This window comes from Variovorax sp. HW608 (assembly GCF_900090195.1).
Lineage (GTDB): Bacteria > Pseudomonadota > Gammaproteobacteria > Burkholderiales > Burkholderiaceae_C > Variovorax.
On the sequence record NZ_LT607803.1, the window covers coordinates 3,827,480 to 3,853,267 of the forward strand.

Annotated in this window: 26 protein-coding genes; 17 read left to right on the forward strand and 9 right to left on the reverse strand. The window is 68.7% G+C overall.

What is annotated here, in order from left to right; genetic code table 11:
• The first annotated feature begins 6 nt into the window (after positions 1 to 6).
• From VAR608DRAFT_RS18045 to VAR608DRAFT_RS18055, 3 genes are read left to right on the forward strand one after another with little or no spacing between them, the layout of a single operon-like run.
• A complete protein-coding gene (locus tag VAR608DRAFT_RS18045; RefSeq protein ID WP_088955305.1) occupies positions 7 to 1,188 on the forward strand; it encodes a COX15/CtaA family protein in 1,182 nt (393 codons plus the stop codon).
• Positions 1,185 to 2,090 carry a heme o synthase gene (gene cyoE, locus VAR608DRAFT_RS18050; protein WP_088955306.1) on the forward strand — a complete coding sequence of 302 codons (906 nt, stop codon included), beginning with the start codon at positions 1,185 to 1,187 and terminating at the stop codon, positions 2,088 to 2,090. Before VAR608DRAFT_RS18045 ends, cyoE begins: the two co-directional genes overlap by 4 nt.
• Positions 2,087 to 2,716, forward strand: coding sequence for an SCO family protein (locus VAR608DRAFT_RS18055; RefSeq protein WP_088955307.1), 630 nt, complete (start codon positions 2,087 to 2,089; stop codon positions 2,714 to 2,716). The genes cyoE and VAR608DRAFT_RS18055 overlap by 4 nt, the downstream gene beginning before the upstream one ends.
• A gap of 46 nt (positions 2,717 to 2,762) precedes the next feature.
• Here the strand turns inward: VAR608DRAFT_RS18055 and rpoH are convergent, their stop codons facing one another.
• The 3 genes from rpoH to ftsY form a co-directional block, all read right to left on the reverse strand.
• Positions 2,763 to 3,701 (reverse strand): RNA polymerase sigma factor RpoH, encoded by a 939-nt coding sequence (gene rpoH, locus VAR608DRAFT_RS18060; protein WP_088955308.1) that lies wholly within the window; start codon positions 3,699 to 3,701, stop codon positions 2,763 to 2,765.
• Positions 3,702 to 3,837: 136 nt separating this feature from the next.
• On the reverse strand, positions 3,838 to 4,302 hold the full coding sequence (locus tag VAR608DRAFT_RS18065) for an Mpo1 family 2-hydroxy fatty acid dioxygenase (protein ID WP_088955309.1): 465 nt from the start codon (positions 4,300 to 4,302) through the stop codon (positions 3,838 to 3,840).
• A gap of 80 nt (positions 4,303 to 4,382) precedes the next feature.
• The gene (ftsY, locus tag VAR608DRAFT_RS18070; RefSeq protein ID WP_088955310.1) at positions 4,383 to 5,624 is read right to left on the reverse strand and encodes a signal recognition particle-docking protein FtsY; all 1,242 of its coding nucleotides are present in this window, start codon (positions 5,622 to 5,624) and stop codon (positions 4,383 to 4,385) included.
• Positions 5,625 to 5,653: 29 nt separating this feature from the next.
• On the opposite strand from ftsY, the gene VAR608DRAFT_RS18075 reads away from it, so the two are divergent.
• From VAR608DRAFT_RS18075 to pcp, 8 genes are all read left to right on the forward strand, one after another.
• Positions 5,654 to 7,114, forward strand: a complete 1,461-nt coding sequence (locus tag VAR608DRAFT_RS18075) for a M16 family metallopeptidase (RefSeq protein ID WP_088955311.1) — start codon at positions 5,654 to 5,656, stop codon at positions 7,112 to 7,114.
• A gap of 17 nt (positions 7,115 to 7,131) precedes the next feature.
• Positions 7,132 to 8,478 (forward strand): M16 family metallopeptidase, encoded by a 1,347-nt coding sequence (locus VAR608DRAFT_RS18080; protein WP_088955312.1) that lies wholly within the window; start codon positions 7,132 to 7,134, stop codon positions 8,476 to 8,478.
• Positions 8,479 to 8,525: 47 nt separating this feature from the next.
• Positions 8,526 to 9,179 (forward strand): RsmD family RNA methyltransferase, encoded by a 654-nt coding sequence (locus tag VAR608DRAFT_RS18085; RefSeq protein ID WP_088958842.1) that lies wholly within the window; start codon positions 8,526 to 8,528, stop codon positions 9,177 to 9,179.
• A 46-nt stretch (positions 9,180 to 9,225) separates the two neighbouring features.
• Positions 9,226 to 9,729: a pantetheine-phosphate adenylyltransferase gene (gene coaD / locus VAR608DRAFT_RS18090; RefSeq protein ID WP_088955313.1), complete on the forward strand. Its 504-nt coding sequence runs from the start codon at positions 9,226 to 9,228 to the stop codon at positions 9,727 to 9,729.
• A gap of 82 nt (positions 9,730 to 9,811) precedes the next feature.
• On the forward strand, positions 9,812 to 10,483 hold the full coding sequence (pxpB, locus tag VAR608DRAFT_RS18095; RefSeq protein WP_172843867.1) for a 5-oxoprolinase subunit PxpB: 672 nt from the start codon (positions 9,812 to 9,814) through the stop codon (positions 10,481 to 10,483).
• Entirely contained in the window at positions 10,483 to 11,523 is a 1,041-nt protein-coding gene (locus tag VAR608DRAFT_RS18100; RefSeq protein WP_231973545.1) for a biotin-dependent carboxyltransferase family protein, read from the forward strand. The genes pxpB and VAR608DRAFT_RS18100 overlap by 1 nt, the downstream gene beginning before the upstream one ends.
• On the forward strand, positions 11,513 to 12,253 hold the full coding sequence (gene pxpA / locus VAR608DRAFT_RS18105; protein ID WP_088955314.1) for a 5-oxoprolinase subunit PxpA: 741 nt from the start codon (positions 11,513 to 11,515) through the stop codon (positions 12,251 to 12,253). Before VAR608DRAFT_RS18100 ends, pxpA begins: the two co-directional genes overlap by 11 nt.
• 15 nt (positions 12,254 to 12,268) lie before the next feature.
• Complete coding sequence (gene pcp, locus VAR608DRAFT_RS18110) at positions 12,269 to 12,925, forward strand: pyroglutamyl-peptidase I (RefSeq protein WP_443082955.1); 657 nt, start codon at positions 12,269 to 12,271, stop codon at positions 12,923 to 12,925.
• Here pcp and VAR608DRAFT_RS18115 read toward each other — a convergent pair.
• Positions 12,922 to 13,635 carry an alpha/beta fold hydrolase gene (locus VAR608DRAFT_RS18115; RefSeq protein ID WP_172843868.1) on the reverse strand — a complete coding sequence of 238 codons (714 nt, stop codon included), beginning with the start codon at positions 13,633 to 13,635 and terminating at the stop codon, positions 12,922 to 12,924. The genes pcp and VAR608DRAFT_RS18115 overlap by 4 nt on opposite strands.
• A 66-nt stretch (positions 13,636 to 13,701) precedes the next feature.
• Between VAR608DRAFT_RS18115 and VAR608DRAFT_RS18120 the strand changes: the two genes are divergently transcribed.
• From VAR608DRAFT_RS18120 to glxR, 6 genes are all read left to right on the forward strand, one after another.
• Positions 13,702 to 14,370: a histidine phosphatase family protein gene (locus tag VAR608DRAFT_RS18120; RefSeq protein ID WP_088955315.1), complete on the forward strand. Its 669-nt coding sequence runs from the start codon at positions 13,702 to 13,704 to the stop codon at positions 14,368 to 14,370.
• 51 nt (positions 14,371 to 14,421) lie between these two features.
• A complete protein-coding gene (locus VAR608DRAFT_RS18125) occupies positions 14,422 to 15,456 on the forward strand; it encodes a LacI family DNA-binding transcriptional regulator (protein WP_088955316.1) in 1,035 nt (344 codons plus the stop codon).
• Between the two features lie 100 nt (positions 15,457 to 15,556).
• Complete coding sequence (locus VAR608DRAFT_RS18130) at positions 15,557 to 16,525, forward strand: Bug family tripartite tricarboxylate transporter substrate binding protein (protein WP_088955317.1); 969 nt, start codon at positions 15,557 to 15,559, stop codon at positions 16,523 to 16,525.
• A gap of 13 nt (positions 16,526 to 16,538) precedes the next feature.
• The gene (gene gudD, locus VAR608DRAFT_RS18135) at positions 16,539 to 17,870 is read left to right on the forward strand and encodes a glucarate dehydratase (RefSeq protein WP_088955318.1); all 1,332 of its coding nucleotides are present in this window, start codon (positions 16,539 to 16,541) and stop codon (positions 17,868 to 17,870) included.
• 37 nt (positions 17,871 to 17,907) lie between these two features.
• Complete coding sequence (locus VAR608DRAFT_RS18140; RefSeq protein WP_088955319.1) at positions 17,908 to 18,696, forward strand: HpcH/HpaI aldolase family protein; 789 nt, start codon at positions 17,908 to 17,910, stop codon at positions 18,694 to 18,696.
• A 13-nt stretch (positions 18,697 to 18,709) separates the two neighbouring features.
• The gene (glxR, locus tag VAR608DRAFT_RS18145) at positions 18,710 to 19,588 is read left to right on the forward strand and encodes a 2-hydroxy-3-oxopropionate reductase (protein WP_088958847.1); all 879 of its coding nucleotides are present in this window, start codon (positions 18,710 to 18,712) and stop codon (positions 19,586 to 19,588) included.
• Between the two features lie 2 nt (positions 19,589 to 19,590).
• Here the strand turns inward: glxR and VAR608DRAFT_RS18150 are convergent, their stop codons facing one another.
• The 5 genes from VAR608DRAFT_RS18150 to VAR608DRAFT_RS18170 form a co-directional block, all read right to left on the reverse strand.
• Complete coding sequence (locus tag VAR608DRAFT_RS18150) at positions 19,591 to 20,931, reverse strand: tetratricopeptide repeat protein (RefSeq protein WP_088955320.1); 1,341 nt, start codon at positions 20,929 to 20,931, stop codon at positions 19,591 to 19,593.
• A 74-nt stretch (positions 20,932 to 21,005) separates the two neighbouring features.
• On the reverse strand, positions 21,006 to 22,412 hold the full coding sequence (locus tag VAR608DRAFT_RS18155; protein ID WP_088958848.1) for an amidase: 1,407 nt from the start codon (positions 22,410 to 22,412) through the stop codon (positions 21,006 to 21,008).
• Positions 22,409 to 23,896, reverse strand: coding sequence for an ABC transporter substrate-binding protein (locus VAR608DRAFT_RS18160; RefSeq protein ID WP_088955321.1), 1,488 nt, complete (start codon positions 23,894 to 23,896; stop codon positions 22,409 to 22,411). Before VAR608DRAFT_RS18160 ends, VAR608DRAFT_RS18155 begins: the two co-directional genes overlap by 4 nt.
• Positions 23,897 to 23,981: 85 nt before the next feature.
• Positions 23,982 to 24,797, reverse strand: a complete 816-nt coding sequence (locus VAR608DRAFT_RS18165) for an ATP-binding cassette domain-containing protein (protein WP_088955322.1) — start codon at positions 24,795 to 24,797, stop codon at positions 23,982 to 23,984.
• Positions 24,794 to 25,783: an ABC transporter ATP-binding protein gene (locus VAR608DRAFT_RS18170; protein ID WP_088955323.1), complete on the reverse strand. Its 990-nt coding sequence runs from the start codon at positions 25,781 to 25,783 to the stop codon at positions 24,794 to 24,796. The genes VAR608DRAFT_RS18165 and VAR608DRAFT_RS18170 overlap by 4 nt, the downstream gene beginning before the upstream one ends.
• Between the last annotated feature and the right edge of the window lie 5 nt (positions 25,784 to 25,788).

Consider the following 25,788-nt stretch of genomic DNA (forward strand, 5'->3'; position numbering starts at 1 on the left):
CTGGCCATGGAAACCACCTCGCTCTATGACCTCACCCCGATCGCCTGGCTGCTGGCGGTCGGCGTGCTGCTCGCGCTCGGCCCCCTCGTCTGGGTCTGGCGGCGCAATGCCGGCTCCGGGCCGGCCCGTCGGCTGCATGCGCTGACGGTGCTCACGCTGTTCCTGACCTTCGACCTCACCCTCTTCGGCGCCTTCACCCGCCTCACGGATTCCGGCCTCGGCTGCCCCGACTGGCCCGGCTGCTACGGCAATGCAAGCCCGGTCGGTGCGCGGCACGAGATCGCGATGGCGCAGGCCGCGCAGCCGACCGGCCCGGTCACCCACGGCAAGGCCTGGGTGGAAATGGTCCATCGCTACCTGGCGACCGGCGTCGGCGCGCTCATCCTCGCGCTGGCCGTCGCCACCTGGCTTGCGCGGCGGCGACAGCGTGCGGAACACACCGGCGCGAGGCCGCTCAGCGCCTGGTGGCCCGCGGCGACGCTGGCGTGGGTCTGCCTGCAGGGGGCCTTCGGTGCGCTGACCGTGACATGGAAACTGTTCCCCGCCATCGTCACCCTTCATCTTCTGGGCGCCATGGTGCTGCTGGCGCTGCTGTGCATCCAGGCCGTGCGCTACCAGCAGGATGCGATGGGGCGCCTGCCGACGCCGGTGCCTTCGGCATTGCGCAACCTGCTGATCGCTACCACCTTGCTGCTGGTGCTGCAGGTCGCGCTCGGCGGCTGGGTCAGCACGAACTACGCCGTCCTCGCCTGCACGCAGTTCCCGACCTGCCAGGACAGTTGGTGGCCGCCGATGAACTTCGCGCAGGGATTCCAGATCTGGCGCCACCTCGGGGAAACGGCGGACGGCGCCCCCATCGACTTTGCTGCCTTGACCGCGATTCACTATGTCCACCGCCTGATGGCCTATCTCGTCTTCGTCGCCATTGCGCTGCTGGTGCGTTCCCTTCTTCGCGTGCGGCCGCTGCGACCGCAGGCTCGCTGGCTGGCCGGGCTCGCGCTGCTTCAGCTTGCGACCGGCCTCGGCAATGTGCTGCTCGGCTGGCCGCTCGCTGCCGCCGTGCTGCACACCGGCGGCGCCGCGGCGCTCGCGGTGGTCCTGACCTGGACCTTGTGCGAGAGCCGGCGCGAGCGCGCAACGGTGGCGGCGACGGCCGCCGGCCGGCGCGAAGGGATGGAGGCGGCATGAGCGCACCGGCTTCCATCCACCGCTCGCACACCGCCAGCGTGATGCGCCAGTTCTACGCGCTGACCAAGCCGCGCGTGGTCCAGTTGATCGTGTTCTGCGCGCTGATCGGCATGGTGCTCGCCGTGCCGGGCGTTCCCGGCTGGGCCGAGCTGCAGCAAGCCGTCCTGGCCTGCCTCGGCATCTGGCTGGTCGCCGGCGCGGCGGCGGCGTTCAACTGCCTCGTCGAAAAGGGCATCGACGCCAAGATGAAGCGCACCGCATGGCGCCCGACCGCGCGCGGCGAGCTGAGCGACCGCCAGACGCTGCTCTTCTCGATGGTGCTGTGCGCCCTGGGCTCCGCGATCCTCTGGTTCGCCGTGAACCCGCTCACGATGTGGCTGACCTTCGCGACCTTCGTCGGCTACGCCGTGATCTACACCGTGATCCTGAAGCCGCTGACGCCGCAGAACATCGTGATCGGCGGCGCATCCGGCGCAATGCCGCCGGTGCTCGGATGGGCCGCCATGACCGGCGAGGTCAGCCCCGAGGCGCTGATCCTGTTCCTGATCATCTTCCTCTGGACGCCGCCGCACTTCTGGGCGCTGGCGCTCTACCGGGTCGAGGACTATCGCAAGGCCGGCCTGCCGATGCTGCCGGTGACGCACGGCAACGAGTTCACGCGGCTGCACGTGCTGCTCTACACCCTGATCCTCTTCGCGGCATGCCTCTTGCCCTTCATCTACGGAATGAGCGGCTGGCTCTACCTCGTGGTGGCCTTCGGCGTGAGCATCGGCTTCACCGGCTATGCGTTCGCGCTGTGGCGCAACTACTCGGATGCGCTGGCGCGCAAGACCTTCCGCTTTTCACTGATCCACCTGAGCGTGCTGTTCGCCGCGCTGCTCGTCGACCACTATCTCCGATGACTTCTTCATCCATCAACAAGCGGCAGGCCCTCGGCCGGATCGCCATGGCGGCAGCTTCGGTCGCGGCCGCCTGCGCGGGCGTCAACCTCGTGGGCTGCTCCGAATCCAAGCCGAGCTTCAACGCGGTCGACATCACCGGCGCGGATTACGCGAAGGACTTCTCCCTCGCCGACGCGAACGGCCGCGTGCGGACCATGGCGGACTTCAAGGGCAAGGTGGTCGTGCTGTTCTTCGGCTACGCCCAGTGCCCGGACGTCTGTCCGACCACCATGACCGAGATGGCGCAGGTCAAGCAAGAGCTCGGAAGCGACGGCGACAAGCTGCAGGTGCTGTTCGTCACGGTCGATCCCGAGCGCGACACGCCGGAGGTCATGAAGGCCTACATGGGCGCGTTCGATCCCTCGTTCGTCGCGCTGATCCCGACGGCCGAGCAGTTGCCGCCGCTCGCCAAGGACTTCAAGGTCTACTACAAGAAGGTCGACGGCAAGACGCCGACCAGCTATTCGATGGACCATTCCGCCGCCAGCTTCATCTACGACCCGCAGGGCCGCCTGAGGCTGTACGCACGCTACGGCGCCGGCATTCCGCCGATGGTGGCCGACATCAAGGCGCTGCTGAAGTCCTGAAAAAGAAAAGCCCGGCGAGAGCCGGGCCTGTGGCGGCAAAGGCGCCTTACGCGTATTCGGCGAGGGCCTTCTTCATCTTCTTCATGGCCGCCACCTCGATCTGGCGGATGCGTTCGGCGCTCACGCCGTAGACCTCGGCCAGGTCATGCAGCGTCATGCCGCCCGAGCCGTCGTCGTTCACCTTGAGCCAGCGTTCTTCGACGATGCGGCGGCTGCGGTCGTCGAGCGCCTCGAGCGCCGTCGTGATGCCGTCGGTCGACAGCCGGTCGCGCTGGCGCGACTCCAGCAGGGCCGTCGGCTCCTGGCTCGCATCCGCCAGGTAGGCGATCGGGCCGAAGCCTTCTTCGCCGTCGTCGGATGGGCTCGGGTCGAGCACCACGTCGCCGCCGGAAAGCCGGGTTTCCATCTCGAGCACTTCTTCCGGCTTCACGTTCAGGCGGGTCGCCATCTGCGTGACCTCGTCGGCGCTCAGGGTGTCGCGGTAGGTCTCGCCATCGATGGCGGCGCCGGCCTTGAAGCCCTGCTTCATCGAACGCAGGTTGAAGAACAGCTTGCGCTGGGCCTTGGTCGTCGCGACCTTGACCATGCGCCAATTCTTCAGGATGTACTCGTGGATCTCGGCCTTGATCCAGTGCATGGCGTAGCTCACGAGCCGCACGCCCTGATCGGGATCGAAGCGCTTCACGGCCTTCATCAGGCCGACATTGCCTTCCTGGATCAGGTCGCCGTGCGGCAGGCCGTAACCCAGGTACTGGCGCGAAATGGAGACGACCAGGCGCAGGTGCGACAGGATCAGCGCACCGGCGGCTTCGAGATCGTTGTGGTCGCGCAGTTTGCGCGCGTAGCCCTGCTCTTCCTCGAGCGTCAGCAAGGGCAACCGGTTGGTTGCCGAGATATAGGCGTCCAGGTTACCCAGCGGAGGGACCATCGACCACGGATTGGCGACGGCCAGCTGGTTGGCAGAGGCTCCAGACAGTGTTGTCATTCGGGGAACTCCTTTGTTCTTGGCCATGTTAGCACTCGATTAGAGGGAGTGCTAAGACAAGGGTTCCCACGCCGCCTCTATGGTGGCGATAGCTTGACAGCGCCGACTTCGGCGCCCCGACTCAGCGTCTGGAGTATCACCAGCGAATACCAAGGCGCTGAAAAATCCTGGAAAGTACAAAAAGTGGTCCAACCCAGAGGTACTCGATGTCCTCGAAGAAGGAGGGCTTCTTGCCCTCGATCTTGTGGCCCACGAACTGGAAAATCCATGCCACCACGAAGATGGCGGCGGAAACTGGCAAAACAAGGCTTCCCATTGCGTGCACCACGGCCAGAAGCACCACGGTGCCGACGAGCATGGTGACCAGGAAAACCGGGGCGTGGAGCCTCGCGTAATAGACCAGGCTGGCAGCCACGAACGCATAGGCGACCCAGGGATGCAAGGCGAACAGCAGCCCGACGATGCTCAGCATGATCGCCGGGATCGCCACCATGTGGATGGCCTCGTGGACCGGGTTCCGGTGGCTCTCCTCATAGTGGGCGAGCAGGCGGTCGACCTTCCGGTCGGCGCCGGTGAGCGGGGCGGCAGTGGTGGTGTCCATGCTGTTTCCTTGTTCTGGTGCCGCGGTCATGATGCCAGACCGGTCCAGGCGCCTCCAAGGGGATGAACCCGACCGTCTATTTAGCCGAGCAGCGCCTGCGCGAACTCCCGGGCGTCGAAGGTTTCCAGGTCCTCCAGCTTTTCGCCGACCCCGATGAAATAGACCGGAACCGGCCGCTCGCGCGCGATCGCGCACAGCACGCCGCCCTTGGCCGTGCCGTCGAGCTTGGTGACGATCAGGCCCGTCAGGCCGAGCGCTTCGTCGAATGCCTTGACCTGCGCCAGCGCGTTCTGGCCCGTGTTGCCGTCGATGACCAGGAGCACTTCATGCGGCGCGGTCGCGTCGGCCCGGTTGACCACGCGCTTGATCTTCTTGAGCTCATCCATGAGATGGATCTGCGTCGGTAGCCGGCCGGCCGTATCGACCAGCACCACGTCCTTGCCGCGCGCCTTGCCGGCGTTGACCGCGTCGAAGCTCACCGCGGCGGGGTCGCCGCCTTCCTGGCTGACGATCTCGACGGTGTTGCGGTCCGCCCAGACGAGCAATTGCTCCCGTGCCGCGGCCCGGAAGGTGTCGGCAGCGGCCAGCAGCACCGAGGCGCCTTCGTTGGCCAGATGCTTGGTCAGCTTGCCGATCGATGTCGTCTTGCCGGCACCGTTCACGCCGGCCACCATGATCACGGTCGGCGTGTACTCGCCGATCACCAGCGATTTTTCGAGCGGGCGCAGCAGATCGGCGATCGCGTCCGCCAGCAGCGTCCTGACCTGGCTGGCCTCGGTGGCCATGTTGCTCTTCACGCGCCGCCGCAAGTCCTCCAGCAGATGCTCGGTGGCCTTGACGCCGGTGTCGGCCATCAGCAGCGCCGCTTCCAGTTCCTCGTAGAGCGCGTCGTCGATCTGGGCGTTGACGAAGGCGGCGGTGATGCTGTTGCCGGTCTTGCGCAGGCCGCTCTTGAGCTTGCCCAGCCAGCCGCTGCGCTCGGGCGCCGGGGCGGGAGCGGATGCAACGACCGCCGGGGAAGGAGCGGGAACGGGAGCCGGGACGGGGGGCGTCGGCCGGGGGATTTCGACCTGGACCGGAGACGCCGGCTCGGGCGCCCGCAGCGCCGGCTCCTGGGGCGCAACCGTGGGCGGAGGTGCCGATTCGACCTCGGCGGCGGCCGGCGCCGGCGCTGCGGCCTTGCCGAACCAGCTGGATGGCGAAAAGACCGACCTGGCTGGCGTGGCCGGAGCCGCCGCTGTTTCGCCCGATGAAATCTCGGGAGAAGGCGCCGGTGCCTGGGCGGCATCGGGCTGCGGTTTTTTCTTGAAGAAACTGAACATTGGCGGGTTTTTACAATCCGAGCCATTCTATGAAACACCCCTCGCCACGCCGCGCTGCGCTGGGTGCGGTGCTGGCCTTGGTGCTCTCGGCACCCTGGGCGTTGCCCGCCTTCGCGCAATCCTCCCCCTCGAAATCCGCCGCCGCGTCGCCGTCCAACGGCACGCCGGCCGCCGAGAAATTCACCCTCGCCAACGGCATGACCCTGATCGTGCAGCCCGACCGGCGCGCACCGACCGCGGTCCAGATGCTCTGGGTCCGGGTCGGTTCGATGGACGAAGTGGACGGCACCTCGGGCGTCGCGCACGCGGTCGAACACATGATGTTCAAGGGCAGCAAGGCGCTCAAGGCCGGCGAATTCTCGCGCCGTGTCGCCGCGCTCGGCGGCCGCGAGAACGCCTTCACCACGCGCGACTACACCGGCTATTACCAGCAGATCCCGGTCGACAAGCTGGAGCAGGTCATGAAGCTCGAATCCGACCGCTTCGCCAGCAACCGGTGGCCGGACGACGAGTTCAAGCGCGAGATCGAGGTCGTCAAGGAAGAGCGCCGCATGCGCACCGACGACCAGCCGCGCGCCCTGCTCGGCGAGCAGCAGAACGCCGCGGTGTTCACCGCCTCGCCCTACCACCGCCCGGTGGTCGGCTGGATGAGCGATCTCGATGCGATGACTCCGGACGATGTCCGCGCCTTCATCGAGCGCTGGTACACGCCGGCCAACGCCGCGATCGTGGTGGTGGGCGACGTCGACGTGGCGCAGGTCCGCGCGATGGCCGAGAAGTACTACGGCTCGATCCCCGCACGCGCCGTGCCGACCCGCAAGCCGCGCACCGAACCCGCGCAGCGCGGCATCCGCCGCGTCGAATACAAGGCACCGGCCGAGCAGGCCTATGTCTCGCTTGCCTTCCGCGTGCCGCAGATCGATACGGCCGACGACAACTTCAAGGGCGACATCGATCCCTACGCGCTCGTGGTGCTGGCCGCGGTGCTCGACGGCTATCCGGGGGCGCGGCTCGATCGCGCCCTGACGCAGGGGCCGGATCGCGTCGCGGATTCGGCGGGCGCCTACTCGGGCTTCGTCGGTCGCGGGCCGCAATTGTTCGTGCTCGAAGGCGTGCCCGCCGCCGGCAAGACGGCCGAAGCGGTCGAAGCCGCCCTGCGCGCCGAGGTCGCGAAGATCGCGCGCGAAGGCGTCGGCGAGGCCGAACTCGCGCGCGTCAAGACCCAGTGGGTGGCGAGCGAGACCTACAAGCTCGACTCGGTGATGGCTCAGGCGCGCGAGCTCGGCAGCAACTGGGTGCAGGGGCTTGCGCTCGATGCGAGCGCGCGCATCATCGAGCGGCTCCAGAGCGTCACCGCGGAGCAGGTGAAGGCCGCAGCCGCCAGGTACTTCGGCGATGACCAGCTCACGGTCGCGACATTGCGCCCGCTGCCCCCCGAAGCGAACCGCCGTCCGCGCGGATTCGCCGCGCCCTCGGGCGAAATGCGTTGATGGAAGGCCAAAGACCCATGTTCAAGTTCCCGACAAGCGGCCTTCGCGCCTTCTTCCTTGGCGGCGCATTGCTGATCGGCGCGAGCGCCCAGGCCGCCATCCCGATCCAGCACTGGACCCTGCCGAACGGCGCCAGGATCTACCTCGCCGCCACCAACGCCTTGCCGATCGTCGATGTGCAGGCCGATTTCGACGCCGGTTCGCGGCGCGATCCCGCGGTCCAGGCCGGCCTCGCCAGCGCGAGCGCCACGATGGTCGAGAAGGGCATCCGCGCGAGCGGCAGCGATCCGGCGATGGACGAGAACGCGCTCGGCGAAGCCTGGGCCGATCTCGGCGCCAACTTCGACGTCAGCGCCGGTGGCGAGCGCACCAGCTTCACGCTGCGCACGCTGGCCCGGCCGGCGCTGCTCGACAAGGCCGTGCGGCTCGCCGCGCGCCAGATCGGCGAGCCGGCATTTCCGGAGGATGTCTGGAAGCGGGAGCGCGAAGTGCTCAACGCGGCGATCAGGGAAGCCAACACCAAGCCCGCCACCGTCACCGAACGCGCCTTCGCGCAGGCGGTCTACGGCGCGCATCCCTACGGCGTCGAGACGACCGAGGCGACGCTCGCGCAGATCGACGTGGCGACGATGCGCAAGCGCTACGAGCAACTCATGCTGCCCTGCCGCGCCAGGATCAGCATCGTCGGCGCCGTGACCCGTGCGCAGGCGGAAGACATCGCGAAGACGCTGCTGTCGCGCCTGCCGTCCTCGGCGTCCTGCCCCGAGCTGCCCGCGGTGCCCGAAGTCGAGCCGCTCGCGGCAGCGAAGGAGCAACGCATTCCCTTCGATTCGGCGCAGGCGCATGTGCTCATCGGCCAGCCGGGCTACCGTCGGTCCGACCCGGATCACTTCGCGCTGAACCTCGGCAACTACGTGCTCGGCGGCGGCGGCTTCGTTGCGCGGCTCACGGAGCAGGTGCGCGAGAAGCGCGGTCTGACCTACAGCATCTACAGCGGCTTCTCGCCGGGCCTGCAGGCGGGCGCGTTCCGCATCGGGTTCCAGACACGGCCGGACCAGACCGAGGAAGCGGTCAAGGTCTCGCGCGAAGTGCTGGCGAAGTTCGTCGCCGAAGGGCCGACCGAAGCCGAGCTCAAGGCCGCGAAGGACAACCTCATCGGCGGCTTCCCGCTGCTGCTGGACAGCAATCGCAAGCTGCTCGGCAACGTCGCGAACATCGCCTGGTACGACCTGCCGCTCGACTACCTGGAAACCTGGACCGCCCGCATGAACGCGGTCACGGTGGCCGACGTCAAGGCGGCGTTCGCGCGCAAGCTGCAGCCGGATCGCATGGTGACGGTGATCGTCGGGGCGAAGCAGCCCTGAGGGCTCGGAGGCGCGATTCGCGCCTTCGATGCCGTTAAGCTTTGGGCGTGAAGCCAGCGCCCCGAAAATCCGTCCCCGCCCGATCGCCTTCCCCTGCGGCCTCGTCCAAGGCGCCGCATTTCGTCCGCATCATCGGCGGCCAATGGAAGCGAACCCGTCTCGCGGTCGCCGACAAGGCCGGCCTGCGTCCCACGCCCGACCGGGTTCGCGAGACCCTCTTCAACTGGCTGGCCAGCCTCGCGGGCGCCGGCGGCGGCGAGCTGCCTGGATGGCGCTGTGTCGATGCCTTTGCCGGCACCGGCGCGCTCGGCCTGGAAGCCGCGTCGCGCGGCGCCGGGTCGGTGCTGCTGTGCGAGCAGGACCCTGCGCTGGCCCTGCAATTGCAGGCGCTCAAGACCAAGCTCTCGGCCGAAGCGGTGCGCGTCGAGCGCGGCAACGGCGTCACTGCGCTCGAGCGCACACCCGCCGGCAGCCTTCATGCGGTCTTCCTCGATCCGCCGTTCGACAACGAGGCCCTCTACGCGCCCGCATTGAGCGCCGCTGCACGCGCGCTGCGCCCGGACGGCGTGATCTACCTCGAAGCCGCACGGCAGTGGGACGAGCAGGCCTTGTCCTCGCTGGGCCTCGTCGTGTACCGGCACTTCAGGGCCGGCGCGGTGCACGCGCACCTTCTTCAGCGTGACGCGGACGCGGCTGCATAATCCGCCGAAACACAGGGCCGCGAGCGGCTGCATGAGAGGAGCAACCATGACCAGCAAGGTGATCGCGGTATACCCCGGCACATTCGATCCGATGACGCTCGGCCACGAAGACGTGGTGCGGCGCGCGACCCAGCTTTTTTCCAAGGTCATCGTCGCCGTCGCCGCAGGCCATCACAAGAAGGCGCTCTTCACGCTGCAGGAGCGCATCGACATGGCCCGCAACGCAGTATCCGCATACAGCGACCAGGTGACCGTCGAGAGCTTTTCGGGGCTCTTGCGCGACTTCGTCGTCGCGCGCGGCGGCAAGGCGATGGTGCGGGGGCTGCGCGCCGTGACCGACTTCGACTACGAGTTCCAGCTCGCCGGCATGAACCGTTCGCTGATGCCGGAAGTGGAGACGGTGTTCCTCACGCCGAGCGACAAGTACCAGTTCATTTCCAGCACCTTCGTGCGCGAGATCGCGATGCTCGGCGGCGAGGTCGACAAGTTCGTCTCGCCGAAAGTGCAGGAAGCCCTGCTCGCCAAGGTACGCAACCTCGGGCGCGAATGAGCGCCGCGCCGGGCCGCCCCAAGCAAGCTCAGGCCCCCTCGGGGGGCAGCGAGGACACGGCAGTGCCGAGCGTGGGGGCTGAATGAGCGCCGCGAGCGCCGCGGCGTTGCCTCGCCTGCACCCCCTGGGCGAGGCGGCGTTGGTGTGCGAACTGCCGCCGCCGGCGACGCTCGCGCAGCAACGGCAGATCTGGGCCCTGGCGGCCGAAGCCATGCAATGGCGCGGCGTGCGCGAGGTGCTGCCCGGCATGAACAACCTGAGCCTGCTCTTCGACCCCGACGAGATCGATGGCGTCGAGCTCGAGATGCAGGTGCTGTCGGCGTGGCCGCAGCTCGCGGCGGCGACGATCGAGGGACGGCGCATCGAGATCCCCGTGATCTATGGCGGCGAGTGGGGGCCCGATCTGGCCGACGTGGCGGCGCACACCGGCCTCGCGCCAGCGGAGGTCGTCCGGCGGCACAGCGAGGGCGACTACATCGTCTACCTGCTGGGCTTCCTGCCGGGCTTCGCCTTCATGGGCGGGCTCGCGACGGAACTCGCCACGCCGCGCCGCGCCGCGCCCCGCGTCGCGGTGCCCGCGGGTTCGGTGGGCATCGGCGGCGAGCAGACGGGGGTCTATCCGATCGTCTCGCCGGGCGGGTGGAACCTGATCGGTCGGACTTCGGTGCCTCTGTTCGAACCGCTGGCCGACGCGCCCACGCTGCTGCGCCCCGGCGACCGTGTTCGCTTCGTCGCCGAAAGGGTGGAACTCTGATGATGACGGCCGCGTTCACGGTCTTGCGCCCGGGCATGCTGGCTTCGGTGCAGGACCTGGGCCGGCACGGCCATCGGCAACTCGGCATCTGTCCCGGTGGCGCGCTCGACACGCTGGCGCTGGTGCTGGCGAACCGCCTGGTCGGCAATCCCGACGGCGCGGCGGGGATGGAGATCACCATGGGCGGCTGCGAACTGCGCTTCGATGCGCCGACGCGCATCGCATGGGCCGGCGACGATTTCGATGCCCGGCTCGACGGCCGGCCCGTGTGGCCGGGCTGGAGCCTGCCGGTGCGCGCAGGGCAGATCCTCAAGTTCGGACGCGCCAACCGGTCCGCCAGGAAGGCAGGCATTCGAACCTGGCTGGCGGTTGCCGGCGGCGTCGACGTTCCGGTGATCCTCGGTTCGCGCAGCACCGACCTGAAAGCCGGCTTCGGCGGCCACGAGGGCCGGGCGCTGAAGGCCGGCGACACGCTGGTCTGCGGTGCATCCTCCCTCACTGCCGCGCAACTGGGGGCGCGTCCGTTCGGCGGGCGCCTGCCGGCGTGGCAGGCCGATCCGGCCGATGGCGTGATCGAGCTTCGCATTCTTCCGGGCCCCGAGTTCGAGCTCTTCACCGTCGCGTCGCGCGAACAACTCTGGCGCGATGCATGGCGCATCACGCCGCAGAGCAACCGCATGGGAAGCCGGCTCGAAGGCCCCGAACTCAAGCGCAAGCGCAGCGGCGACATGCTCTCGTCAGGCGTGATTCCAGGGACGATCCAGGTGCCGCCCTCGGGGCAGCCGATCATTCTCATGGGCGACGCGCAAACCACCGGCGGGTACCCGCGCATCGGCGTGGTGATCCGCGCCGACCTCTGGGTACTGGCGCAGGCGCCGCTCGATGGCCGCCTGCGTTTCCGGGTGGTCGATGCCGCCGAGGCGCTCGCGGCATGGGACGCGCAGAAGCGCTATCTCGCGCACCTCGCGCAAGGCCTGGTGTCGATGGGGTGGCTTGCGCCGGCGCAGAATTCCACCCATGGAGAAACGCATGCGGATTGATCTCAATGCCGACCTGGGCGAAGGCTGCGACAACGACGAGGCGCTGCTCGGGCTGGTGAGTTCGGCCAACATCGCCTGCGGCTGGCACGCGGGTGACGCGAGCACCATGCGGCAGTGCGTGCGCTGGGCTATCGATAAAGGCGTGGCGATCGGCGCGCACCCGAGTTTCCCGGACCGCGAGAACTTCGGCCGCAGCACGATGAACCTGCCGCCCGAGGAGATCGTCGCCGGCATGCTCTACCAGATCGGCGCGCTCGCGGCGATCGTGAAGGCCGAAGGCGGAACCCTCGCGCATGTGAAGCCGCACGGCGCGCTCTACAACCAGGCAGTCAAGGACCCGGTGCTGGCCGATGCGATCTGCGAGGCGGTGCGGCGTTTCGATCCCAGGCTGCGCTTCTTCGGCCTCGCCGGCAGCGGCATGATCGCGGCGGCCGAGCGCGCGGGCCTCACCCCGGTCGAGGAGGTGTTCGCCGATCGCGGCTACCAGCCCGACGGCAGCCTGGTGCCGCGCAGCCAGCCCGGTGCGCTGATCGAGGAAGAAGAAAGGTCGCTCGCGCAGACGCTCTCGCTGGTGCGCGACCACAAGGTCACTGCGATCGACGGCAGCGTGGTGCCGGTCAATGCGCAGACGGTGTGCCTGCACGGCGACGGCGCGCATGCGCTGGCGTTCGCGCGCCGCATCCGCGAACGGCTCGCGGCCGAAGGGATCACCGTCGCGGCGACAGCCTGAAGCGGTCCGGCGCGCATCGTGAAGAACAACATCCTCCTGACCGGTTTCGAGCCCTTCGACAAGGACGCGATCAATCCGTCCTGGGAGGCGGTGCGCGCGCTCGATGGCTGGCGCATCGAAGGCGCCACCGTGCACGCGCGCCGCATCTCGTGCGTGTTCGGCGCGGCCTTGCGCGAACTCGATGCGGCCGTCGACGAGCTTCGGCCGCAACTCGTGATCGCCGTCGGCCAGGCCGGCGGCCGCAGCGAGATCACGCCCGAGCGCGTGGCGATCAACATCGACGACGGCCGCATCTGCGACAACGCCGGTTGCCAGCCGATCGACGAGCCGGTGGTCGCCGGGGCGCCGGTGGGGTACTTCTCGAGCCTGCCGATCAAGGCGATCGTGCGCGACCTGCGCGCGGCAGGCATTCCGGCGGCGGTGTCCAACTCGGCGGGCACCTTCGTGTGCAACCACCTGTTCTTCGGGCTCATGCACCGCATCGCGACCCGGCCCGTGCCCGGCATGCGCGGCGGGTTCATCCACATTCCCTATCTGCCTGAGCAGGCGGCGCGGTTTCCGGGGATGCCGAGCATGTCGCTCGAGTCCGTGATCGCCGCATTGCGCATCGCCGTCGGCACGTCACTGGCCGTACGCGAGGACGTGCGCGAGATCGGCGGCCAACTGCACTAGCAAGCGCTCTCGGCAACGCGCATCAGCCACGGGCCGAGCGTGGCATTGACGAAGGCCGGCTTTTCCATCGTCAGCATGTGGCCGCACTCGGCGACCCAGACGAGTTCCGCGTGGGGCATCAGCGATGCGATTTCCTGCGAGCACTCGGGCGGCGTGAGCCGGTCGCCGTCGCCGCAGAGCACGAGCGTCGGGCAGCGCAGGCGCGAGAGGTGCGGCCGCGCGTCGGGCCGCTCCATCAGCGCGCGGTTCTGGCGGATCAGTTGCGCCGCGCCCGCATCGAGGATCAGGTCGACGTAGCGCCGGATGAGTGCAGCGTCGCGCGCCTGCACCGGATGGAACGCGAAGCCCGCGTTGAACTCGATCACGTCGCGCGCCTCGCCGCGCTCGAACAGCTCGATCGCCGATTCGCGCAGCTCGTACATCTCGGGCGTCTCGGGGCGTGCGTTGGTGCCGAGCAGGGCCAGTCCCGCGATCCGCCCGGGCGCCTGGCGGGCCGCTTCCATCGCGATCATGCCGCCCATCGATGCGCCGCAGAGGATCAGCGGTCCGGGATGCTCGGCGAGCAGCGCGGTCGCCATCGCCTCGATGCGGCCGTGCCGCATGTGCACGTCGGTGACGCGAACATCGAGCGTCGGCGGCAGGGCGGGGATCTGCGCTTCCCAGAGGCGCTCGTCGCAGGCGAGGCCGGGCAACAGGACAAGACGTGGCATGCGTGAATTCTCCGCGATTGCGTGCGGACACCGCGACGTCACCCGGTGCGCGGACAATAGGCCCCAATGCCCACTGAACTTATCCTGATCCGCCACGGCGAAACCGACTGGAACCGCGAACTCCGATTTCAGGGCCACATCGATGTGCCCCTCAACGACACGGGCCACGAGCAGGCGCGCAGGCTGGGCCTGCGGCTGGCGCGCGAGGCTGTGCAATATCTCGTCAGCAGCGACCTGATGCGCGCGCAGCAGACCGCCACTCCGGCGGCGGCGCAGCTCGAGCTCGCGATCGCCACCTCGGTCACGCTGCGCGAGCAGAACTTCGGCGTCGTCGAAGGCATGCGCGCCGAGGAGATCCAGAGCCTGCATCCGCGCGCATGGGAAGACTGGCTGCAGTTCCGCGAAGACCATGCGATGCCCGAAGGCGAGTCCGCACGGCAGTTCCACGCGCGGATCATGGATGCGCTCGGCAGCATCGCCACCGCGCACCCGGGCCAGACCGTGCTGGTGGTGACGCATGGCGGGGTGCTCGACATGGTCTGGCGCACCGCCCGCGGTCTGGGGCTGAATGGCCCGCGCCAGAGCCAGATCCCCAATGCCGGCTTCAACCGCATCCGCTTGGGCGATGCCGCCGCGCCCGATCGCATCGAGATCGTCGATTGGGCCGATACGCGGCACCTCGAGGGCCTGCCGGTGCAGCCGACCTACGACCAGCGCCGGCACCTCGAGAAGTAGCCGTGTCGGCCAGCGCGCGGTAGCGCTATCAGCGCGCCTAGAATCGCAGGCATGAGCAAAGATGGCGCCGCCCCCGCCCGACGTTCCCGCCGCGGCAGCGGCGCGGTCACCCTGCACGATGTCGCGAAGCTCGCCGGCGTGGCGCCGATCACGGCGTCGCGCGCGCTGAGCTCGCCTTCGCAGGTGTCGGCCGAGGTGCTCAGGAAGGTCACCGAGGCGGTCAGCCGCACCGGCTACGTGCGCAACGTGCTCGCCGGCGGACTGGCGTCGACGCGCAGCCGGCTCGTCGCGGCGGTGGTGCCCTCGATCGCCGGGCCGGTGTTCCTGCAGACGGTGCAGTCGCTGACCGAGGCGCTGGCGGAACGGGGCTACCAGTTGATGCTGGGCCAGAGCGGCTATGTGGATTCGCGCGAGGACGCGCTGCTCGAAGCCATCATCGGCCGCCGGCCCGACGGCATCGTGCTCACCGGGATCATGCATTCGCCCGAGGGGCGCAAGCGGCTGCTGGCCGCGGGCATCCCGGTGGTCGAGACCTGGGATTTGACGCCGACCCCGCTGGACATGCTGGTGGGCTTCTCCCACGTGGAAGTGGGCCGCAAGGTGGCTGAATTCCTGCACGGAAAAGGGCGCCGCCATCTCGCGGTCGTCGCAGGCGACGACGAGCGCTCGCGCCGGCGCCACGGCGCCTTCAGCGAGGCGGCACGCGCGGCGGGGCTGCCCGAGGTGCCGATCAAGCGCGTGCCGGCGCCCACCACGCTCAAGAGCGGTCGCGCCGCGCTGTCCGAACTGCTGAAGGAGCATCCGACCATCGATGCGGTGTTCTGCAGCTCCGACCTGCTGGCGCTCGGCGTGATGATCGAGGCGCAGGCGCGCGGCATCGCCGTGCCCGGCCAGCTCTCGGTCGTCGGCTTCGGCGACCTCGAATTCGCGGCCGACCTCGAGCCCGCGCTGACCACGGTCCGCATCGACGGCGCCGCCATCGGCCGCCAGGCCGCGCAGTTCATCGTCGAGCGCGCGGAAGGGCGGCAGGTCGGCGAGCGCGTGGTCGACATCGGCTTCTCGATCGCCGAGCGCGAAAGCGCCTGATCCGCGTAAACCCTAGGTCCGAACCGGTTGCCGAATCGCACGGTAGCGCTATCATTCGCATACCGAAGATAGCGCTACCATCGCAAGAGAGACATCCACCATGACCACAAGGAAACTGTTTGCTGCGTGTGCCATCGCCCTCGCGGCCGCCACCGGGGCCCAGGCCCAGGACTGGCCGCAGAAGACGGTGAACGTCATCGTTCCCTTCCCGGCCGGCGGTTCGACCGACATGGTCGCCCGCGCCATCGCTCCCAAGCTCGGCGAGAAGCTGGGCCAGACCTTCCTCGTTGACAACAAGGCCGGCGCGACCGGCACCATCGGCGCGATGCAGGTCAAGCGCTCGCCGCCGGACGGCTACACCTTCCTCGTCACCTCGCTGGGCCCGCTGGTGATCGCGCCGCATCTCATCAAGGGCCTGCAGTACGACGCGCTGAAGGACTTCGATCTGATCACCGTCGCGGTGCAGGCGCCGAACGTGCTGGTGGTCCCGGCGAGCTCGCCGCACAAATCGGTCGCTGACGTCATCGCGAACCTGAAGGCGAATCCCGGCAAGATGAGCTTCGCGTCGTCCGGCAATGGATCGAGCGACCATCTCACGGCCGAGCTCTTCTGGCAGCAGACCGGGACGCACGGCCTGCACGTGCCGTACAAGGGGGGCGCGCCCGCCATCACCGATCTTCTGGGCGGCCAGGTCGATGCGTCGTTCCAGAACGTCAACGCGGTGGTTCAGTACATCAAGGGCGGCAAGCTCAAGGCGCTCGCGGTCACCGGCGACAAGCGCTCGCCGGTCCTGCCGGACGTGCCGACCATCGCCGAGGCGGGCGTGAAGAACGTCGACGTCTACTCGTGGCAAGCCATCGTCGCGCCAAAGGGCTTGCCCACGGCGGTCCGCGACAAGGCCCATAGTGCGATGGTCGCGGCCCTCAACGATCCGGCGGTGAAGAGCCAGTTCACAGCGATCGGCCTCGAAGTCGTCGGCAATACGCCGGCGCAGTTCGCTGCCTTCCAGCAACAGGAATACGCCCGCTGGAAGAAAGTCATCGAGACCGGCAAGATCACCGCAGATTGAGAGAGCACCCGTCATGTCCAACTCCACACCCAGGATCACCGAACTTCGCGTGATCCCCGTCGCCGGCCGCGACAGCATGCTGCTGAACCTCAGCGGCGCCCACGGCCCCTTCTTCACCCGCAACCTGCTGATCCTCACGGACAGCGCCGGCCGCACCGGCGTGGGCGAGGTGCCCGGCGGCGAGAAGATCCGCCAGACGCTCGAGGACGCGCGCGACCTCGTCGTGGGGCAGGCCCTCGGTGGCTACCAAGGCGTCCTGCAACGCGTGCAGAAGAAGTTCGCCGACCGCGATGCCGGCGGGCGCGGGCTGCAGACCTTCGACCTGCGCACCACCATCCACGCGGTGACCGCGATCGAATCGGCGATGCTCGACCTGTTCGGCCAGTATCTGGACGTGCCGGTGGCGGCGCTGCTCGGCGAAGGCCAGCAGCGCGATGCGGTCGAGATGCTGGGCTACCTCTTCTTCGTCGGCGATCGCGACCAATCCGATCTGCCCTACGCACGCGAGCCCGAGGCCGACAACGCCTGGTTCCGCCTGCGCCACGAGAAGGCGATGACGCCCGAAGCCATCGTGCGCCTGGCCGAAGCGGCGCGCGAGCGCTACGGCTTCAACGACTTCAAGCTCAAGGGCGGCGTGCTGCGCGGCGACGAGGAGGTCGACGCCATCGTCGCGCTGCACGAGCGCTTCCCCGAGGCGCGCGTCACGCTCGACCCGAACGGCGGCTGGCTGCTCAGGGATGCGATCCGGCTCGGCCACCGGATGCGCGGCGTGGTCGCCTATGCCGAGGACCCCTGCGGCGCCGAGGAGGGCTTCTCCGGCCGCGAGGTGATGGCGGAGTTCCGCCGCGCCACCGGCCTGCCGACGGCGACCAACATGATCGCCACCGACTGGCGGCAGATGGCGCACGCGCTCTCGCTGCAGTCGGTGGACATCCCATTGGCCGACCCGCACTTCTGGACCATGGCCGGCTCGGTGCGCGTCGCGCAGACCTGCCGCGACTGGGGGCTCACCTGGGGCTCGCACTCCAACAACCACTTCGACGTGTCGCTCGCGATGTTCACCCACGTCGGCGCCGCCGCGCCGGGTCGGGTGACGGCGATCGACACCCACTGGATCTGGCAGGACGGCCAGCGCCTCACGAAGGAGCCGCTCCGCATCGCGGGCGGCATGGTGCAGGTGCCGAAGAAGCCCGGCCTCGGCATCGAGCTCGACATGGCCGAAGTCGAGAAGGCGCATCAGCTCTACAAGCAGCACGGCCTCGGTTCGCGCGATGATGCGGTGGCGATGCAGTGCCTGATCCCCGGCTGGAAGTTCGACCCCAAGCGGCCCGCCTTCGATCGCTGAGCCCGCCGGGCGCTCCCCGACACGACAAGGAGACACCATGAGAGAAAACCGCCTGCGGACGCTCTGGAAATCTGGAGGTGCCGCGGTCAATGGCTGGCTCGCGATCCCAAACGGCTTCTCGGCCGAGACCATGGCTCACCAGGGCTGGGATTCGCTCACCATCGACCTGCAGCACGGCGTCGTCGACTACCAATCGATGATCCCCATGCTGCAGGCCATCTCGACCACCGACACGGTGCCGGTGGTGCGCGTGCCGTGGCTCGACCCGGCCGCGCTCATGAAGGCGCTCGACGCCGGCGCCTACGGCGTCATCTGCCCGATGATCAATACGGCCGACGAAGCCGCGCGGCTCGTGGCCTACACGCACTACGCGCCGCGCGGCACGCGCAGCTTCGGCCCGGTGCGCGCCTTGCTCTACGGCGGCGCCGACTACCCGCAGCACGCGAACGACACCATCGTCACCTTCGCGATGATCGAGACGGCGCAGGCGCTCGAGAACCTCGACGCGATCATGTCGGTGGAGGGCCTCGACGCCGTGTACATCGGGCCGTCGGACCTTTCGCTCGCACTGGGCTGCAGGCCGGTCTTCGACGACGTCGATCCGCCCGTCCAGCAGGCCATCGACCACATCCTCGAACGCGCCAAGGCGCACGGACTCGTGGCCGGCATCCACAACGGAACGCCCGAAGGCGCGCTCGCACGCATCGCCAAGGGCTTCCAGTTCGTCACCGTGAGTTCGGATGCGCGCCTCATGGCCGCGGGCTCGCAGCAGGTGCTCGCGAAGATGCGCGCCGCGCAGCCGGCCGCGGGCTCGACTTCTTACTGAAAGGACATTGATCATGAAGATCGGATTCATCGGACTCGGCATCATGGGCGCGCCGATGGCGCAGAACCTCCTGCAGGCCGGCCACGAGATGTTCGTGCGCACGCGCAGCAAGGTGCCCGAGGCGCTCAAGGCAGCGACCGCCTGCGCGACCAACGCCGACGTGGCGCGCGCGGCGGATGTAGTGATCCTGATGCTGCCCGACACGCCCGACGTCGAGCAGGTCCTGTTCGGCGAAGACGGCGTCGCCTCGGGCCTCTCGAAGGGCAAGACGGTGATCGACATGAGCTCGATCTCGCCCATCGACACCAAGCGCTTCGCGAAGAAGATCAACGAACTCGGCTGCGACTACCTCGACGCGCCGGTCTCCGGCGGCGAAGTCGGCGCCAAGGCCGCGAGCCTCACGATCATGGTCGGCGGCGACGAAGCGGTGTTCGAGCGCGCCCGGCCGCTGTTCGAGAAGATGGGCAAGAACATCACGCTCGTCGGCGGCAACGGCGACGGCCAGACCACCAAGGTGGCGAACCAGATCATCGTGGCGCTCAATATCGCGGCGGTGGGCGAAGCATTGCTCTTCGCGAGCAAGGCCGGCGCCGATCCCGCCAAGGTGCGTCAGGCGCTGATGGGCGGCTTCGCGGCCAGCCGCATCCTCGAGGTGCACGGCGAACGCATGATCAAGCGCACCTTCAATCCGGGCTTCCGCATCGGCCTGCACCAGAAGGACCTGAACCTTGCGCTGGCCGGCGCGAAGGCGATGTCGGTCGCATTGCCGCAGACCGCGTCGGCCGCCCAGCTGATGCAGTCCTGCGCCACCCATGGGTGGGACCAGCTCGACCACTCGGCGCTGGTGAAGGCGCTCGAGCTGATGGCTCAGCACGAAGTGGCGAAGGGCTGAGCTCAGGCGGGCAGGCCGAGGCGGGCATACACCGCCGATGCCTGCCGCAAGAGGCGCAGCGATTCGGGCTGGCGGTTGAGCTGCTGCTGCAGGATGCCCTGCGCGCCGGCGAGCGAACTGCCGGTGCCTTTGCGCACGAGCGCGTCGAGGTAGACCTGCTCGAACAGATCGCGCTGCGCGTGGCTGCCGCCGATCTCGACGAGCCGCGGCAAGGCCTGCCCCAGTTCCTCGATCGCAGTTCCCCATTCCCCGCGCGCATGCGCGAGCAGTCCGCGTGCGGCCGGCACGCAGACGTGCTGCCATGCATCGCGCGTCGAAAGCGGCGCATGCGGCGCGAAGCCTTCGATGTGCGCGAGCAGCGTATCGGCTTCCGGGCGACCGGCACGTGCGAGGCCGTAGAGGTACTGCAGGTCGAGAAAGGGCAGCACGTGGTCATCGAGCCGGCGCGCGAGATAGTTGCCGACGTCCTGCCAGCGCTCGCCCACGTCGATGCCGGCCAGTTCGAAGCGCGCGAGCAGCGACACCGCGCCGATCTGGTCCTGCGAATAGTCCTTGACCACGCCCCACACCTGCCGGTCGTAGACCGAGAGCGCTTCGGCATCGCGGCCCAGGTCGATCAGGAACAGCGCGACGTGCCACCAGTTGTGCGTGACCATGAAGGAGTTGAGCCCGACCCAGGTGTCGCTCACGCGGCGCATGAAGTCCAGGCCTTCCGCGAGCCGCCCTTCGGTGAGCATCACGTGGCCCAGCGCATGGTGTGCCCAGGGCTCCTTGCGCTCCATCGCGATCGCGCGGCGCGCACTGGCTTCGGCGTCGCGCATCCGGTGGCACTGCTCGTGGCCGAAGGCGGCCATGCCATGCAGATAGGGCACGTCGCCGGCGTGCGGCAGCGCCGTCAATGCCAGGCGCAGCATGCCCGGGCAGTCGCCGACATTGAAGCAGTGGTACTGCCCGAGCTTCAGTGAGGCGAGGTCGCGCGGATGCTCCTTCGCCTGCTCCTCGTGCAGCGCGATGGCGCGCGTGATGTCGCCCTCGGCCCAGGCGGCGACGGCTGCGATGTAGCGCTGCTCGCGCGAGGTCGCGCGGGCCGACGCCGCCTCTGCGCGCTCGATGAAGGGGCGCGCGTTCGCGACCGCATCGCCCGACTCCGCGAACAGGTGCAGCGTGGCGCAATACGCCTGCACGATCGGGCTCGGGTCGTGCGCGGCGGCCAGTACGTCCACCGCGCGCGCCTCGCACGAGATGAAGCCTTCGACGAAGTCATTGACGGCGCGCAGGCTCGCCGGGTCGTCGAGGCTGAGCGGGTTGCCGAGGCTGTCGCAAAGGCGGGGCGCAGAACTCAAGGTGGCTCCTGGCGTGGATCGCAGAAACGTCCATGTTGCCACGCGGCTGCGCGCGCGTGGCGCGCGCTGCGCCCTCAGGCCACGGGCGGTTGCGGCCAGGGCCGCTGCGGCCCGCGGATGAGCTCGAAGGCGCGCGACACCTTGAGCACGCCGAGGTCGTCGAAGCGCTGGCCGGCAATCTGCAAGCCGATCGGCAGACCGTCCTTCGCGTAGCCGCAGTTGATCGACGCGGCCGGCTGCTCCGACATGTTGAACGGCACGGTGAAGCCGATGTGCTCCAGCGGCCGCAACGGGTCGTTGGTCGGCGAGGGCGCTTCGGCGGCGGCCGGCATGTTCGGCGCCGTGGGCGAGATCACGAAGTCGTACTTCGCGCAGGCCGCAACCGCTGCGACGCGCGTCGCGTGGAACTGGCTGAAGGCGCGGAAGACGTATTCGCCGCTGAATCCTTCTGCGCTGTCGGCCCAGGCACGGATGTAGGGCAGGACCTTTTCGCGCTGCTCGGGCCGCAGCGCCTTCATGTCCACCAGCGATCGCATGCGCCAGAAGTGGTCCATGCCGTCGAGCATGGCCTGCGACATGAAGGGCCGCATCGGCTCGACGATGGCGCCGGCGCGCTCGAAGAGCCGTGCGGCGTGTTCGACGGCCTGGCGGATCTCGGGGTCGACGGCCAGGCCGCAGCCGGCATCGAGCAAGAGACCGATGCGAAGGCCGCGCAGGTGGTCGACGGCGGCATCGAAAGCGTCCCAGTCGATCTCCTGGGCAGGCAGGCTCATGCTGTCGCGCGCATCGGGCTGCGCGAGCGTGCGCATCATCAGCGCGGCATCGGCCACGCCGCGCGTCATCGGCCCGGCGGCTCGGCCCATGTAGGGCGGATCGATCGGGATGCGGCCCAGGCTGGGCTTGAGCGTGAAGATGCCGCACCAGCCCGCCGGCAGGCGCAGCGAGCCGCCGATGTCGGTGCCGATGTGCAGCGGACCGTAACCCGCCGCGGCAGCCGCGCCGGCGCCCGCACTGGAACCGCCGGGCGTCCTCGACAGATCCCACGGATTGCGCGCCAGCGTGTGGAAGCTCGACAAGCCGGAAGACAGCATGCCGTAGTCCGGCATGGTGGTCTTGCTGAAGATGACCGCGCCGGCTTCCTTCAGGCGCGCGGCCGGTGGCGCATCGGCGGCAGCCGGTTGCAGCGTCACGGCGGCCGTGCCCGCAGGCATCGGATCGCCGCGCGTCGCGATGTTCTCCTTGATGGTGGTGGGCACGCCGTCGAGCGGGCCGCGGGCCTCGCCGCGCCGCCAGCGCGCTTCGGAGGCGCGCGCCTGTTCGAGCGCCGACTCGGGCCGCAGCAGCCAGGTGGCCTGCAGGTGCGGCTCCCAGCGCGCGACGTGGTCGAGCACCGCCTGCGTCACCTCGACCGGCGACAGGCTTCCTTCGCGATACGCGGCGGCGAGTTCCCGTGCGCCCAGTTCGTTCAGCGGACCGCTCACCACGACAGCGCCGACAGGTCGTTGACGAAGATCGGCATGTCCTTCCACAGCCCCTTCACGCCCTTCTTGGCAACCGTGGGCCACTGCGGCTGGAACAGGAAGACGTTGGCCGCGTCGGTGGCCAGGATGCGCTGCGCATCGCCGAGCAGCTTGTTGCGCTCGGCCGTGTTCCCGGTCGTCTTGATCTTGTCGTACACCGCGGTGAAGTCCTTCGACTGGTACTGCCAGTAGTACTCCGCCTTGGCGTAGTTGCCGAGGTCGAAGGGCTCGACGTGCGAGACGATGCTGAGGTCGTAGTCCTTGTTGCCGTAGGTGCCGCTGAGCCACTGCGCCCATTCGACGTTCTGGATCTTCACGTTGATGCCGATCTTGGCCAGTTGCGCGGCGATCACCTCGCCGCCCTGGCGGGCGTAGGGCGGCGGCGGCAGCGTCATCGTGAGTTCGAGCGGCGTCTTCACGCCGGCCTCGGCCAGCAGCTGCTTGGCCTTCTCGGGGTTGAAGGGGTTCACGCCGGTGGTGTCGACATAGCCCGGTGCGCCCGGCACGTAGTGGCTGCCGATCGGCACACCGAAGCCGTCGACCGCGCCTTCGATCACGGCCTTGCGATCGATGGCTGCGGAGATCGCGCGGCGCACGCGCACGTCGTCGAGCGGCTTGCGCTTGTTGTTGATCGACAGGATGGTCTTCGCGCGCGAACCGCTCAGGATCACCTGGAACTGCGGGTTGGCCTTGAACTGCGGCACGACACGGGTCGCGATGCGAGGGAAGGCATCGACGTCGCCGGCCAGCATCGCCGCGGCCTGCGCGGCCGGGTCGGAGATGAAGCGGAAGGTGACCTTGTTGAGCTTGATCGCGCCAGGGTTGCGGAAGCCGTCCCACTTGCTCACCACCACCGAGCTGCCCTTGTTCCAGGTGTCGAGCTTGTAGGGGCCCGTGCCCACGGGCTTGGTGGCGTTGGCGTCCGAGCTCTTGGGTTCGACGATCACCGCAGTGGCCTGGCCCAGCAGGAAGGGCAGGTCGGGGTCGATCTCCTTGTTGATGAGCACCACCGTGTAGTCATCGACCACCTGCGTGCTCAGGTTGGCGAAGGTGCGCTTGTCCTTGTTGGTGCTCTTCTCGCTGCCCGCGCGGTCGAAGGAGAACTTCACCGTCTGCGCGTTGAAGGGTTCGCCGTTCTGGTACTTGACGCCGCGGCGCAGCTTGAAGGTGTAGGTGCGCAGGTCCGGCGAGACTTCCCAGCTCTCGGCCAAGAGGGGCGTGACGCTGCCGTCCGAATTGATCTTGGTCAGCGTCTCGAGGATGTTGTAGTGGACGATCTCGGCGATCGCGGAGGCCGCACCGGCCGTCGGGTCGAGCCCCGGCGGTTCGAGCGCCATGCCGATCACCATCGCGTCCTTGCGGCCTTGCGCCAGCGCCATCTGCGGCAGCGCGAGCGGCACGGTGGCGAGTGCGGCGGTGGTCAGGAGGGTGCGGCGTTTCAACATGGTGTCTGGGCTCCAGAGAAAGCTGTGGTGTCAAGAAACAAACGTTACATCATGGCGGGCCGCAACCGGCTCGGCAAGTATTTGCTCATGCCGCGGCGACCGGTTCCGCGCGCGGCACCGCGGCCAGCAGGGCCTGCGTGTAGGGATGCGCCGCATGCGCGAAGAGATGCTGCGGCTCGCCGCGTTCGACGACGAGGCCGCGGTGCAGCACGCAGACTTCGTCGCACAGGTGGTTCACCACCGCGAGGTCGTGGCTGATGAGGAGGTAGCTGACGCCGTACTGCTGCTGCAGGTCCTGCATCAGGTTGAGCACCTGCGCCTGCACCGAGACGTCGAGCGCGCTCACCGGCTCGTCGGCGACGATGAGCTTCGGCCGCGTGATGAGCGCGCGCGCGATCGCGATGCGCTGCCGCTGCCCGCCGGAGAACTCGTGCGGGTACTTGTGCAGGTCGGCGAGGCGCAGGCCGACGGCGGCCAGCGATTCGCCTGCGAGTTCGCGCTGCTGCGCACGCGTGGTTTCGCCGAGCGCTTCCAGCGGTTCGGCGACGATGCGCTCGACCGTCTGGCGCGGATCGAGTGAACCGTAAGGGTCCTGGAAGACCATCTGGAAATTGCGGCGCGCCTTGCGCAGTGCGTCCCTCTGCAAGGCATGCAGGTCTTCGCCGAGCAGCTTGACGCTGCCCGAGGTCGGCTTGTCGAGCGCCATCACGAGCCGCGCGATGGTCGATTTGCCGGAGCCCGATTCACCGACGATCCCGAGGCTGCGGCCGGGGCGGACGCTGAAGCTCACGCCATTGAGCGCCTTGACCATCGGCGGCGTACCGAAGAGGCGCTCGCGCGGCAGCGCGTAGTGGCGCACGAGCTGCGTGACTTCGAGCAGGGGGGGCGGCGCGTTCGTCATGCCGCGACTCCTTCCTCGGCGGCGATTTCGCCGAGCCGGATGCAACGCGCCAGATGATCGTGCGGCAGCCGCACTGGCTGAGGCCGCGTCGCATTGCAGTCATCGACGGTGTAGCGGCAGCGACCCGCGAACGGGCAGCCTTTCGGCAGATCGACCAGTTCGGGCACGCTGCCCTTGATCGTGGCCAGCCTGGCGCCGCGTGGCGTGCCGAGTTCAGGCCGCGCCGCGAACAGGCCGCGCGTGTAGGGATGCGCGCGTTCGGCGAAGACGCACGAGGTGGGGCCGCTTTCGACCACGCTGCCGCCGTACATCACGAGCATCCTGGAGACGTTCTGCGCGATCACGCCGAGGTCGTGCGAGATCAGGATCAGCGCCATGCCGCGCTCCGCGACCAGGCCGCGGATCAGGTCGAGGATCTGCTTCTGGATCGTGACGTCGAGCGCGGTGGTCGGCTCGTCGGCGATCAGCAGGTCCGGCCCGCAGGCCAGCGCCATCGCGATGCCGATGCGCTGGCGCTGGCCGCCCGAGAACTGGTGCGGATAGGCGTCGAGGCGCGACGCGGCATCGGGGATGCCCACGCGCTCGAGCAGCGCGAGCACTTCCTTGCGCGCGTCGCCGGCGGAAAGCCCCCGATGCAGCCGCAGCGGCTCGCCGACCTGCCGCGCGATGGTGTGGACCGGGTTCAGCGCCGTCATCGGCTCCTGGAAGATCATGCCGATGCGGTCGCCGCGGATCTTGCACATCTCCCGCTCCGGGAGGCCGACGAGCTCGGTGCCGTCGAAGCGGATGCTGCCGCTGACCTTGGCGGTCGAGGGCAGGAGGCCCATCAGCGATTGCACCGTGATCGACTTGCCGCAGCCGGATTCGCCGACGATGCCCAGGGTTTCGCCGCGCTCCAGCGTGAAGTCGATGCCGCGCACCGCTTCGGCCGGGCCGCGCTGGGTCTGCAGCTGGACGTGGAGATCTTTGACTTCGAGAAGTGGCATGTCGG

Bases quoted from the DNA above. Each gene is read 5' to 3' on its own strand.
- VAR608DRAFT_RS18045 (WP_088955305.1), top strand. From the start codon at position 7: ATGGAAACCACCTCGCTCTATGACCTCACCCCGATCGCCTGGCTGCTG.
- cyoE (WP_088955306.1), top strand. From the start codon at position 1,185: ATGAGCGCACCGGCTTCCATCCACCGCTCGCACACCGCCAGCGTGATG.
- VAR608DRAFT_RS18055 (WP_088955307.1), top strand. From the start codon at position 2,087: ATGACTTCTTCATCCATCAACAAGCGGCAGGCCCTCGGCCGGATCGCC.
- rpoH (WP_088955308.1), bottom strand. From the start codon at position 3,701: ATGACAACACTGTCTGGAGCCTCTGCCAACCAGCTGGCCGTCGCCAAT.
- VAR608DRAFT_RS18065 (WP_088955309.1), bottom strand. From the start codon at position 4,302: ATGGACACCACCACTGCCGCCCCGCTCACCGGCGCCGACCGGAAGGTC.
- ftsY (WP_088955310.1), bottom strand. From the start codon at position 5,624: ATGTTCAGTTTCTTCAAGAAAAAACCGCAGCCCGATGCCGCCCAGGCA.
- VAR608DRAFT_RS18075 (WP_088955311.1), top strand. From the start codon at position 5,654: ATGAAACACCCCTCGCCACGCCGCGCTGCGCTGGGTGCGGTGCTGGCC.
- VAR608DRAFT_RS18080 (WP_088955312.1), top strand. From the start codon at position 7,132: ATGTTCAAGTTCCCGACAAGCGGCCTTCGCGCCTTCTTCCTTGGCGGC.
- coaD (WP_088955313.1), top strand. From the start codon at position 9,226: ATGACCAGCAAGGTGATCGCGGTATACCCCGGCACATTCGATCCGATG.
- pxpB (WP_172843867.1), top strand. From the start codon at position 9,812: ATGAGCGCCGCGAGCGCCGCGGCGTTGCCTCGCCTGCACCCCCTGGGC.
- VAR608DRAFT_RS18100 (WP_231973545.1), top strand. From the start codon at position 10,483: ATGATGACGGCCGCGTTCACGGTCTTGCGCCCGGGCATGCTGGCTTCG.
- pxpA (WP_088955314.1), top strand. From the start codon at position 11,513: ATGCGGATTGATCTCAATGCCGACCTGGGCGAAGGCTGCGACAACGAC.
- VAR608DRAFT_RS18115 (WP_172843868.1), bottom strand. From the start codon at position 13,635: ATGCCACGTCTTGTCCTGTTGCCCGGCCTCGCCTGCGACGAGCGCCTC.
- VAR608DRAFT_RS18120 (WP_088955315.1), top strand. From the start codon at position 13,702: ATGCCCACTGAACTTATCCTGATCCGCCACGGCGAAACCGACTGGAAC.
- VAR608DRAFT_RS18125 (WP_088955316.1), top strand. From the start codon at position 14,422: ATGAGCAAAGATGGCGCCGCCCCCGCCCGACGTTCCCGCCGCGGCAGC.
- VAR608DRAFT_RS18130 (WP_088955317.1), top strand. From the start codon at position 15,557: ATGACCACAAGGAAACTGTTTGCTGCGTGTGCCATCGCCCTCGCGGCC.
- gudD (WP_088955318.1), top strand. From the start codon at position 16,539: ATGTCCAACTCCACACCCAGGATCACCGAACTTCGCGTGATCCCCGTC.
- VAR608DRAFT_RS18140 (WP_088955319.1), top strand. From the start codon at position 17,908: ATGAGAGAAAACCGCCTGCGGACGCTCTGGAAATCTGGAGGTGCCGCG.
- glxR (WP_088958847.1), top strand. From the start codon at position 18,710: ATGAAGATCGGATTCATCGGACTCGGCATCATGGGCGCGCCGATGGCG.
- VAR608DRAFT_RS18160 (WP_088955321.1), bottom strand. From the start codon at position 23,896: ATGTTGAAACGCCGCACCCTCCTGACCACCGCCGCACTCGCCACCGTG.
- VAR608DRAFT_RS18165 (WP_088955322.1), bottom strand. From the start codon at position 24,797: ATGACGAACGCGCCGCCCCCCCTGCTCGAAGTCACGCAGCTCGTGCGC.
- VAR608DRAFT_RS18170 (WP_088955323.1), bottom strand. From the start codon at position 25,783: ATGCCACTTCTCGAAGTCAAAGATCTCCACGTCCAGCTGCAGACCCAG.